The sequence below is a fragment of the Stenotrophomonas maltophilia group sp. RNC7 genome, from assembly GCF_030910085.1.
Taxonomy (GTDB): Bacteria; Pseudomonadota; Gammaproteobacteria; order Xanthomonadales; family Xanthomonadaceae; genus Stenotrophomonas; species Stenotrophomonas sepilia.
This window is the reverse complement of record NZ_JAVFVN010000690.1, coordinates 1-354: the sequence shown is the minus strand read 5'-3', so window position 1 is coordinate 354 and position 354 is coordinate 1. Positions and strand designations below refer to the sequence as shown.

The 354-nt window shown below is 51.7% G+C and carries 1 protein-coding gene; it reads left to right on the top strand.

Annotated features, from left to right (window positions below; translation table 11 throughout):
* Positions 1–354: response regulator (locus RCF13_RS14720; RefSeq protein WP_308141293.1), on the top strand; the 354-nt coding region annotated here is incomplete at both ends.

Genomic DNA, 354 nt, shown 5'->3' with positions numbered 1-354 from the left:
ATATGAAAGAGACAGCAACAGTCCTGATAGTCGATGACGAAGCCGACCTTCTCGAGATACTTCGTATTGCTTTAACAGACGCGGGCTATGACTGCATCACGGCCGGGAGCGCAGAAATTGCGTTGGGATTGCTGTCCGAGGCGCCGCATGTAGACATAATATTGAGCGATATCCGAATGCCCGAAATGGACGGACTGGCACTCATTGAGGCCATCCGCGAGCAATTTGCTGACCGGACTTGGCTTCAGGTTCTGTTTATCACCGGTCACGCTTCAATCGAGTCGGCGATATCCGCACTTCGCCTTGATGCGGTGGATTTCCTTCATAAGCCAATCAGACAGGAGCAATTGCTTG